At 55.9% G+C, this 8,476-nt stretch carries 3 protein-coding genes and 7 pseudogenes; 2 read left to right on the top strand and 8 right to left on the bottom strand.

Features of this window, described 5'->3' with window-relative positions; all coding sequences use genetic code 11:
* The 3 pseudogenes from ACMZI0_RS11920 to dpaL all read right to left on the bottom strand — a co-directional run.
* A pseudogene (locus ACMZI0_RS11920) lies at positions 1 to 102 on the bottom strand (phage protease); the annotation flags it as partial.
* A 41-nt stretch (positions 103 to 143) separates the two neighbouring features.
* A pseudogene (locus ACMZI0_RS11915) lies at positions 144 to 677 on the bottom strand (dihydropyrimidinase); the annotation flags it as partial.
* Positions 678 to 706: 29 nt separating this feature from the next.
* Positions 707 to 1,885 (bottom strand): annotated as a pseudogene (gene dpaL, locus ACMZI0_RS11910) (diaminopropionate ammonia-lyase).
* Between the two features lie 296 nt (positions 1,886 to 2,181).
* On the opposite strand from dpaL, the pseudogene ACMZI0_RS11905 reads away from it, so the two are divergent.
* Positions 2,182 to 3,931: pseudogene (locus tag ACMZI0_RS11905) on the top strand (sigma 54-interacting transcriptional regulator).
* A gap of 97 nt (positions 3,932 to 4,028) precedes the next feature.
* Here the strand turns inward: ACMZI0_RS11905 and ACMZI0_RS11900 are convergent.
* From ACMZI0_RS11900 to ACMZI0_RS11890, 3 genes and pseudogenes are all read right to left on the bottom strand, one after another.
* Positions 4,029 to 4,223, bottom strand: coding sequence for an NTP transferase domain-containing protein (locus ACMZI0_RS11900; RefSeq protein WP_415673112.1), 195 nt, complete (start codon positions 4,221 to 4,223; stop codon positions 4,029 to 4,031).
* Positions 4,224 to 4,242: 19 nt separating this feature from the next.
* Positions 4,243 to 4,701, bottom strand: a pseudogene (locus ACMZI0_RS11895) ((2Fe-2S)-binding protein).
* Positions 4,702 to 4,704: 3 nt separating this feature from the next.
* Complete coding sequence (locus tag ACMZI0_RS11890) at positions 4,705 to 5,046, bottom strand: hypothetical protein (protein ID WP_415673111.1); 342 nt, start codon at positions 5,044 to 5,046, stop codon at positions 4,705 to 4,707.
* 76 nt (positions 5,047 to 5,122) lie between these two features.
* Between ACMZI0_RS11890 and ACMZI0_RS11885 the strand changes: the two genes are divergently transcribed.
* Positions 5,123 to 5,836 (top strand): FAD binding domain-containing protein, encoded by a 714-nt coding sequence (locus tag ACMZI0_RS11885; RefSeq protein ID WP_415673110.1) that lies wholly within the window; start codon positions 5,123 to 5,125, stop codon positions 5,834 to 5,836.
* Here ACMZI0_RS11885 and ACMZI0_RS11880 read toward each other — a convergent pair.
* Positions 5,800 to 7,500, bottom strand: a pseudogene (locus tag ACMZI0_RS11880) (xanthine dehydrogenase family protein molybdopterin-binding subunit); the annotation flags it as partial. The gene ACMZI0_RS11885 and the pseudogene ACMZI0_RS11880 sit on opposite strands and share 37 nt — an antisense overlap.
* Positions 7,489 to 8,473: pseudogene (locus tag ACMZI0_RS11875) on the bottom strand (hydantoinase/carbamoylase family amidase); the annotation flags it as partial. The pseudogenes ACMZI0_RS11880 and ACMZI0_RS11875, both read right to left, overlap by 12 nt.
* Positions 8,474 to 8,476: the final 3 nt, after the last annotated feature.

Raw genomic sequence — 8,476 nt, 5'->3', positions numbered from 1 at the left:
CTCCAGTTTTTTAAACCAGCCGGAAGCTGGGGCGGGTTTACCATTTTTAGCCGCACGCAGGGTCTGGTGTTCATAATCGATAACGTAAGGGGTTTGCTTGCTGGGTGTCAGCCGCTGCGATCAATGCCTGTGCTACCTCGGGGCGCCCCCACCTGACGCAGCAGCTGCAACGCCTGCAACACCGCCGTGTCATCCAGTTTGTACTGGTAAGTCAGGTAGAGTTTGAAACTGCTGATCCCTTCTTGCTCCACCATCGAAGCCATTTCATCCAGAATCGCCGCGTCGACGTGCTGTACCACGCCGTGAAAGCTGTAGTCGATCACCGCGTGCCCATCAGCATAAGCGTGATAGCGGCCCAGTTGATGATGCAGGTTGCATCCCGCAGGACCAAAGCCCATGTGATCGACAATAGTGGTAGTGCCGCCGCACGCCGCCGCGCGGGTGCCGGAAAAAAAATCATCGCAGCTGCGGCCAATGCCGACATCAATATTGAAATGGGTGTGTACATCAATTCCGCCGGGCATCACCTGATACCCAGTCGTATCAATCACCTCCATCTCGGGAGTGAGGGCGATATTGTGCCCACGCTGCACGATCCGCCCCTGTTCGATCAGCAGATCCTCATCATACTGCCCCTGATGATCGATCAACGTGCCGCCTTTGAGTAAGCGCTGCATAGGATTCTCCAGCTTCAGGTTGAGGACGGTTAGCTCATCAATGGACGGCCTTCCCACACCACTTCCCGATAGTGTTGGCTGTCGGTATCACCTTCAGAGCTGACCACCAACACGCAGGAGGAGCCCAGTTGTGCCAGCAGCGCCTCTCGTTCCGGGTGATGCAGTATCGCTGCGAGCACGCCCATGCCGACAGTACCCGATTCGCCGGAAACAATGCGCGCATCCTGCCCCAGCGGATTGCCCAGCACCCGCATACCGAGCTCCGTTACTCTGTCTTCACAGGAGATAAACTGGAGGGAACAATCACGCAGGCGCGGCCACCCCAACGGATTGGGTTCACCGCAGGCCAACCCTACCATCATGGTATCCATCTCACCGCCTACTGCGACGATCTCCCCTTTTTGCGCTGAGCGGAACAAACAGTCAGCGCGATCGGGCTCCACGATCACTGCATGCAATTTATCTGCGCCATAGCAATTCACCAGATAATCCAGCACACCCGCCGCCATCGCGCCCACGCCAGCCTGAAGAAAAACGTGCGTTGGTGTCGGCCAGTCGTTCTCGGCAATCTACTCTACCGCTTCTACCGCCAGCGTCGCATAACCTTGCATTATCCAGGCGGGGATTTTTTCGTAACCCGGCCAGGCGGTGTCCTGTACCACTTCCCATCCCTTTTCCCGTGCAATTTGCATGGTCAGGCGTACGGTATCGTCATAGTTCATGTCAGTGACGATGCACTCAGCCCCCAGACGGGTGATGTGTGCGACACGTTCCGCAGAAGCGCCCTTTGGCATATAGACCACGGCCTGTTGCCCTAACGCTTTGGCCGCCCAAGCGACCCCTCGTCCGTGATTTCCATCAGTGGTGGTGGCGAAGGTAATGCTGTTCGGCAGTGCAGCACGGCCTTGCTCAAACGAAAAATCCTCCAGGGAGAAATGGTATTTTTCACACACGCAATGGGCAATGGCATAGGCACCGCCGAGAATTTTGAAGGCGTTGAGACCGAAACGTTGAGATTCATCTTTCACCAGCACCTGCCCTACGCCCAATTCAGCCGCGAACGCCTCCAGCGAGTGCAGCGGTGTAGGGCTATTACCCGGCATCCGCTGATGAAAGTTGCGCGCCTGTTCCCGGCTGAACAGTTCAGCTCCGTGCAGCGTAAAGTGAGCATTACCGGCAATCTGCATCCGTAGTGAAAACGTTGACATGTTAGCATCCTGATATTGATAGAATTATTCACCCATAGCTATTCCATATCCACGTTTCAATAGCTGTGCCAGTTTGTAGTTGCAGCACCAACCGCAATGTCGAATAATCAAAAACAGGAAAAAAATGCGTGTTCGCGCCGCGTGGCGTGACTGCTGCGGTGCCGTTTCCCACTATTTTCTGCATTAACGGATGCCATCAGGCCAGACTGTCGCATTGCGATAGGTGAACAGGTGATGCAGTTTCTCAAAATGAGAAACTGCCGCGAGGCGCTTTACCCGATACAAGAGCGTAGCCCATGACGAGCCAGACCCTGTCGCTGATGCACATCCAGCCCACCATTCGGCATTTCACCCAAATGCTCAGTCAGGTATTGCGGCTGGAAGTGGAGATCGTTGATAACCGGTTGCTGCGCGTGGCAGGAAGTGGCCCGTATCGTACCCGCATCGGCCATCCATCGGATAACACCCGCCTGCTGCAATACGTCATTGATAACAAGCAAGAGAAAGCGGTCATTCATTCGCAGCACGATCCGATTTGCCAGGGTTGTGGTCAGTACGGCAACTGCGGCGAGCTGGCTTTTCTCGGCCTGCCGGTGATGCATGGTGAGCGCTGTCTGGGTGTAATCAGCCTTGCGGCAGTCAATGCAGAACAGCAGCAGCGATTACAGGAAAATATCACCGTATTTTCCGATTACGTTCGGCATATCTCCTCGCTGCTGATAGCTAACCTAATGATGGCATGGATGTGCTGTTCACTACGCTAATCAACAGCATGGATCAGGGTATTCTGGTGCTTGATGAACATAGCATCATCACGTTTGCCAATCAGAATGCGCTGACGCTGCTCAACACCCGGTGGGAAACCCTTGCCAAAACGCCGGTCACAATCCGTCCGTTGGTTGCCAGTAAAGATTTCGCCAACGGCAATACACAGCATGTGATCTCCTTTGCCGCCCAGCAAGAAGTGGTCATCGGACAGCATCATAACGGTAACAATCGGCAGTTGTTCCTGTTTGCTTTTCACCAATCCGAACGCCCGTCTCCGATCAATGAGGCGGGTAGCGAACCCCGTATCGGCCAGTTTATCGGTAACGCACCTGCGGTACAGGCGCTTAAACAGCACATCGCTCGTTTTGCCGATAGCCCATCCAGCATCATGATCACCGGCGAGAGCAGCAGCGGTAAAGAGGTACTGGCGCGCTCCATTCATCAGGTGGGGCAGCGCAGCACGCACCCTTTTATTGCCATCAACTGTGCGGCGATTCCTGAGCATCTGCTGGAGAGTGAACTGTTCGGCTATGTCAAAGGCGCGTTCACCGGCGCCGCCCCCAATGGCAAGGCGGGGTTTATTCAGTCAGCCCATCTTGGCACGTTGTTCCTCGATGAGATTGGCGATATGCCATTGACGTTGCAGGCCAAGCTGCTGCGTGTGTTAGAAACGCGCGAAGTGATGCCACTGGGAGCCAGCAAGCCGGTGGCGGTGGATATCCGCATTATTTCTGCAACCCACCAAAATTTGACGCGCGCGATCGAAGAGGGAAACTTTCGTGAGGATCTCTACTACCGCCTAAAGGTGATACCGGTCGATATCCGCCGTTGCGCGAGCGCACGGCGGATATCGAACTGCTGGTGCACCATTTTCTCAATCTGCACACGCGCCGTATTGGCAGCACTTACCCTGGCGTTAGCCGGGAGGTGATGGCCTTGCTGCGTCATTACCGCTGGCCGGGCAATGTGCGTGAATTGAGCAATCTGGTGGAGTATCTGGTGAATGTCGTGCCCGACGGCGAGGTGATTGACCCGACGCTGTTGCCGCCGCACTTTCATAGCGCCACGACGACCGTGTCACCTAAGGTTGAAACAGCACCGGCCAATGAGGCGACAACGCGTGCCGTGCCCCCTAGCCTGAAACAGTTGGAACACCAGCGCATTATCGAAGCGTTACGTCGCGGTGTGAGCAAAGCACAACTGGCGCAAGAGCTGGATATCAGCGTGGCTACGCTGTATCGCAAAATCAAAAAATACGGGCTAAGCGATATTCATTAGCCCGATCTGATAACTAACGACGCAGGAGCAGTTGCTGGTACTGTTCCGGCGTATCCATATCCCAATGAATCGCGCCATCCGACACCGGCACCCGCCGTTAGCCGTGACAGGCAATAAGCGTTTTCATCGACGTCTCATTATCAGCCGCCAGCACCACGCGATCGCAGAAGGAGAGCGCCGCCGCCAGCGCGCTGTCGAGCACCGTTCCCTCCCCCCAGGGCAGCATCATTTTCCACTGCCCCATGCGGCTGGAGAGCCCGGCCGCCAGCATCAGACAGACTTTCTCATTCATGCTGCCTGCTCCAGAAGCGTCACTGTGCCAACACCGCTTTGATCGAGGTGATAATCGGCTGATAGCCGGTGCAACGGCACAGGTTACCTTCCAGCGCCTCGCGAATCCCTTCATCATTTGGCCGAGGGTTGGTATCCAGCAATGCTTTAGCGCTGATCAACACGCCGAGCGTACAAAAACCGCACTACACACCGCCGTGACGAATAAAGGCATTTTGCAATTTTACGCCGACAGGATCCTGATACAGCGCCTCCACCGTGGTGATTTCAGCGCCATCACACTGTGCCAACAGCAACAGACAAGAACACACCGCACGCCCGTTCATGATGACTGAGCAGGCACCGCACTCACCGACGGAACACCCTTCTTTAGTGCCGGTCAACCGACGATCTTCACGCAGGTAATCCAGCAGGCGAGTATTGTCATTCACATTGGCTCGCACCCGAATGCCGTTAATCTTCATTTCTACATCAATCATGTGTTACTCCTGCTGCGCCAGCTCCGTCATCACCTGACGGAACATGTCGAGATAAACCGGGATTTTGTAAGGCGCCGACCAACGACCACCAATAGAGTCAGTGACCATGGTTTCCAATACCGCCGCTGCATTATCAATAACAGCCGGTGTAGGCGAGTGGCCGAGCAGTGCGTGCTCTACTGCCGTCAACCGCTGTGGCTTTCCAAACACGGCACCATCGACCAACCGACACAGTTCGATATTCCCGTACGCATCCAACCGAAACAGCGCAGTGAGGCTTTGGCGCGTGATATTCACTGCGGTACGCCGCCCCAGTTGCAGATAAAAAGGGTGCAGCACGCCCATCGGAGGCGGCGGCAGGATAATGCGGATTAATAATTCGCCTGTTTGCAGTTGTGTGCGATAGCCTCCGGTAATAAACGTGATTGCGGTGGAAAACCACGATAAAGCGGGACCTTACGGTGCCAAGGTGATTGGTGAGCCTGTGTTGGAACTGGGCGGCGCAGCGCTCAACAATGCGGTCAGTTTCGCCATTGGTCGCTGGAATCGCACGCTGCCGCTGACGCTGGAACAAGTACGGCTGGGCTACAACCTGAAAAAACCGGCGCGCCAGAGTGAAGTTCAAGCCCATGACGGTGAACACAAGCAGGTTCTGCGTCTCAATACCCTTGAGGTTAGCCAGCCCGCCAGCCTGGATCAGGCGCTGACGCTGTTGGCGCAACCAGGCGCCCAGGCGCTGGCCGGCGGCATCGATGTGCTGGTGCAGGCGCGTTTGAAAACCACACCGGTGCGTCTGGTGAATATTTCCGGCTTGCGCGAATTACGTGGTATCAGTACTGAAGGTGACGCCCTCTGTATCGGTGCCGGCACCTGCTTTACCGATCTGGTTAGCGATGAACGGTTGACGCGCAATTACCCGCTACTGGTGACAGCGTGTCGCACGGTAGGATCGCTGCAACTGCGCAACCGGGCGACCGTTGGGGGCAATATCGTCAATGCCGCGCCTTGTGCGGATTCCGTGCCGCCTCTGATGGTCTATAGTGCTGAGGTGGAGTTGCGTACTGCCAGCGAAAGTCGCCGTGTACCGCTTGAATCCTTAATGTTGGGTATGTCGCGAATCGTCGGCAGTTGGTAGGTGTCGAAATTCTCCGATTTCACTTCCCCATTTTCGATATTAAAATCTTCCAGCATGCCGTAGCCAATCATCCCTTGCACCACGCCGCCGTATACCTGCCCTTCAAAACCAACGCGGTTCACCACCTTGCCCACGTCGTGTACCGCCGTGATATCCAGCAGTGTGATTTTTCCGGTACGGGTATCCACCGCAACATCCGCCACCTGACAACCGTACACCCAGGTGAAATAGGGGCTGCCGCAGCCTTTTTCTTCATCCCAGTGAATGGAGGGTGCGACATGCCAGCCATACGCAGAGAGATTGGCACCGGTAGCCTTGGTGAGCATCACCACCTGACCGAAATCCATGCAGCGCGTCAGATCGGCACGGTTAAACACTTTGCCATCACGCCACATCAGTTCATCAACACCGCTTGCGCCTAACGGTGCAGCGACGGCATCCGCCATGCGCTGTTTTATCTTGTTGGCGGCATTGAGCACCGCTTGCCCGCCCATCAGCGTGCCGCGAGAGGCGACTGTCGAGCCACCATCAGAAATCATCGCCGTCGCCGGATCGGTGAACGTTATCCATGAGAGTGGCAGACCGAAGGCTTCCGCCGCAATCATCGACATCGTCGTTTGCAGCCCTTGACCATTCTCAGAAACCGCCGTAGAGATATTGACGCTGCCATCCGCACCGAGCGAACATCCGCGGTGGCTTAACGCCAGACCGATGCCGTATTTGATGGGCCCGCCCTGCGCATTCAATTGCTGATAGCGTTCGCGTTTTGCCATAAACTCGACGCTGTTAGCCGCTTTCGCCAGCACTTCCTCGGCAGATACCGTGTGTTCGCTGAACACCTGCCCCGCCATGCTGGTATCCCCTTGTTGCAGGATATTACGCTGACACAGTTCAAGCGGTGACAAGCCAAGAGCAGCAGACACTTCATCCATCAGCGACTCATTCGCCAGAATCACTTGCGGCGCACCAAAACCGCGAAACGCCGAGGTGTAGTTGTTATTGGTGTACACACCCGTGACATCGACTCACACGTTAGGAATGAGGTACGGCTCCTCCGCCTGCACCGAACTGCGCCAGGTGACAAACGGCGTTTGCCCAGCGTAGCTGCCGCCATCCGCCAGCACATCAATCTTGATGGCTTGAATACGTGCATCGTCATCCAGACCGATTTTGTATTTCATCTTGTACGGGTGGCGTTTATAGCTCTCCCGCATCGATTGTTCACGGTTGTAGGTAAACTTGACCGGCCTACCGGTTAAGTGACACAATAGCGTCGCACGGCAAGCCAGATGGTCGATAATGTCATCTTTACCGCCAAACGAGCCGCCAACCACCGCGCGTTTGATGTTGACGCGCGCTTGCGGCAGACCGAGGTATTTCGCCACAAAACCTCGCACGCGGTGAGCATTCTGTACCAACCCTGACAGCGTCATGATCTGTTCGTTATCATCGATCCAGGCAATGATCGACTCCGGTTCAATGTAGGCGTGCTCCTGATAGCCCACCTCATATTCACGTTCGAAAATATGGCTGGAGGCCGCGAACCCCGCGTCAATATCCCCTTTGATGGTATGGTGGTGATTGATCACATTGCTGGCACTGCCTGGGTGAATCAGTCGGGCATCCTCCTTTAGCGCGTCTTCTACGCGGGTGATCGGCTCAAAACGCGCCAGCATTTTGCATGACACGGTTATCCCTTCTTCTTGCGCAACCTGTTCGGCAAACGCCCATAGGCGCTGTTCAGCCAGACGCAATGCCTCAGCGTCGGTATTTGCGTAAATCCACCGTCAACGTCACGGTATCGGGGATCACGTTGACCAGATTAGGCATGAACACCTGGTGCCCGACGGTTGCGACTTGATCGCCACCCAGTTCTTGCGCCAGTTGACGGGCAAATACGCCGATCCGAGCTGCCACGTAACCGACATCGTGGCGTAAGCGCATCGGCGTGGTGCCCGCATGGTTCGAAACACCTTGCAAGTGGAATTCGGTCCAGGAAATACCCCGCACGCCTTCCACCACCCCAATGGCCAGCCCTTCCTCATCAAGCACAGGCCCTTGCTCGATGTGCAGCTCAAAATAGCTGTCCACACGGTTGTTACCTACCGGAGCCGGGCCGTCATAACCGATTTGCCGCAACGCATCGCCTACGGAGACTCCATCGATACCGCGTGTTGCCAGCGCGATTTCCAGCGCCAGCCCGCCCTGATACACCAGGCTGCCCATCATGTCGGGTTGAAAGCGCGAACCTTCCTCGTTGGTGAAAAACGCCACAGCAACGGGACGACGCAGTCGCATACCCGCGTCTTTCAATGTGGCAATCACTTCCAGCCCGGAGAGTACGCCGTAGTTACCGTCATACAGCCCGCCTGTTGCCACGGTATCGATATGCGAACCCATCATCACAGGCGGCATATCGGTTAATCCGGGGTAGACGCCAACGGTATTACCGATGGCGTCTACCGTAATGTTCAACCCTAATGCCTGCATGCGCGCCACGGCCCAATCGCGCCCCTGCCGGTCTTCATCGCTGAGCGCCAGCCGACATACATCGCCCTGCGGCAATGCCCCTATCGCGCCCAGTTCATACAGCGACGCCATCAGGCGTTCGCCGTTAATGCGTAACTCGCTTGTCATGAC

Source organism: Symbiopectobacterium sp. (assembly GCF_047692315.1).
Lineage (GTDB): Bacteria > Pseudomonadota > Gammaproteobacteria > Enterobacterales > Enterobacteriaceae > Symbiopectobacterium.
This window is presented reverse-complemented; position numbering and strand designations above follow the sequence as displayed.

Excerpts from the sequence above, each read along its gene's own strand:
- ACMZI0_RS11900 (WP_415673112.1), bottom strand. The coding sequence starts at position 4,223 with ATGAATGAGAAAGTCTGTCTGATGCTGGCGGCCGGGCTCTCCAGCCGC.
- ACMZI0_RS11890 (WP_415673111.1), bottom strand. The coding sequence starts at position 5,046 with ATGGGCGTGCTGCACCCTTTTTATCTGCAACTGGGGCGGCGTACCGCA.